The following is a 1,559-nucleotide window of genomic DNA, read 5'->3' on the forward strand; positions in this document are numbered from 1 at the left end:
GTGACGAATAAATCCCCGTCCGGCTCGGCCGGACGGGGTGAAATCAGTGAATCCAGAGCGCCGATCGCTCGTGTCGCCGCTCCGAGGGCGGATCGGCCTTACGACTGGGTCTTCAGATAGGCGATGACGTCGTTGATCTTCTTGTCGTCCGTGATGCCCTGGAAGATCATCTTGTTGCCCGGGACCTTCGCCTTCGGGTTCTTCAGCCACTCGTGCAGGTTGGCCTCGTCCCAGGTGATGCCGGAATTCTTCAGGGCGGCGGAGTAGTTGTAGCCCTCGTAGGTGCCCGCCTTGCGGCCGACGACACCCTTCAGGTCAGGACCCACGCCGTTCTTCTGGAAATTGTGGCACGCCTTGCAGGGAGCGAACGCCTTCTCGCCGGCGGCCGCATCCCCGGCCTCCTGGGCCTGCGCCGCGAGGGGCATGACGACGGCGAGGACGGCGCCGAGTGCAAGCATACGCATGTATAGACCCCGAATTGATCAGATAAGCTTCGCGTTTCTGACAGAAAAATTCTTCGATGCAAGGGAAAAAATCTGCGCAGGCGTGCAGATTATATTGAACGATGCATCAAACAATTTCGGATGTCATGCCCGGTTCCGCGGTTCGTTCTCGGCGCGTCTCGGCAGGCCTCGGATCGGTGGCCCGCTCGCGCGCATCCGCGGGGCGCGTCCCCGGGCGGCGGGACGGGCGAACGGCGGATCTGAGAATGCTTCCAAACTTGGCATGTCGGAGTGTTGACGTCCGATGCGGGGCGATAATCCGGCCCGCGCCGGAAAATGATGCGTCCTTCCCGGCTGGGCGCCGCGCGCACGACAAGGCCCGCCGCGGCCGAGCCGGGCGGGTCCCCGCAGACGGGCCGTGTCGATGCTAGGCGGCCAGCGGCAGCCTGATCACCGGCGGGTCGCTATCCGCAGCCTTGGCGGTTCGGGCCATCGCCGCGCCGGCATCCCAGGCCGTGAGCGCCTTGATCCGATCGGCGAGAACCGTCGTCTCGAGGGTGCGGGGCGTCGCCGTCAACGGGCGGGGCATCGTCGATCGGGGGCTGGGCATGAGGGCTCCGGCGGCTGCTGCAGCGGGCAATGCGCCTGAATGGTTACCGCGATGTCTCTGCCGGGCATGCGCGCGAGGACGTGATGCGCAATCCTGCGCGCTGGACGGCCTCTGCTGCGGTTGGATGGGTGCCGATGCGGCTGCTGGCCAAGCCTGATGGTTCGGCGCGTCTCCCGGCCCGCGAGCCCCGCGCGGTCCACCGACCGCCGGGTCGTTCAGGGATGTCGTGCCGGGTGATCGGAGTGCGGGGGGGCAAGCCTGCCGGACGGATCGGCGCTGCCACGCATCACCGGGGCGCCACGTCGAGGGCCGAACTCGACGGTCCGTGACCGCGCGACAGCCGCCGTGTCGGCGCTCAGCCGCAGAAGGCTCGAAGAGACCGCGTTTCGGCGCTTGTGGTGGCGGAGGCAGCATCTGTCGAACTTCGATCCGTCGGCGTCCACGGCCGTCGTTTTTCCCTTGTGATCGTAAGCCTTTGAACGGAATAAATTCCACTCGCATCCACG

The 1,559-nt window shown here is 66.3% G+C and carries 2 protein-coding genes; both read right to left on the minus strand.

Annotated elements, in window-relative coordinates; genetic code table 11:
* Nucleotides 1-98: 98 nt before the first annotated feature.
* A complete protein-coding gene (locus tag I53_RS27945) occupies nt 99-464 on the minus strand; it encodes a cytochrome c family protein (protein ID WP_043357149.1) in 366 nt (121 codons plus the stop codon).
* Between the two features lie 406 nt (nt 465-870).
* Nucleotides 871-1,032 carry a hypothetical protein gene (locus I53_RS27950; RefSeq protein ID WP_236952879.1) on the minus strand — a complete coding sequence of 54 codons (162 nt, stop codon included), beginning with the start codon at nt 1,030-1,032 and terminating at the stop codon, nt 871-873.
* Nucleotides 1,033-1,559: the final 527 nt, after the last annotated feature.

It is taken from the genome of Methylobacterium sp. B1 (assembly GCF_000333255.1).
In the GTDB taxonomy this organism is placed as follows: Bacteria; Pseudomonadota; Alphaproteobacteria; order Rhizobiales; family Beijerinckiaceae; genus Methylobacterium; species Methylobacterium fujisawaense.

Excerpts from the sequence above, each read along its gene's own strand:
- I53_RS27945 (WP_043357149.1), bottom strand. The coding sequence starts at position 464 with ATGCGTATGCTTGCACTCGGCGCCGTCCTCGCCGTCGTCATGCCCCTC.
- I53_RS27950 (WP_236952879.1), bottom strand. The coding sequence starts at position 1,032 with ATGCCCCGCCCGTTGACGGCGACGCCCCGCACCCTCGAGACGACGGTT.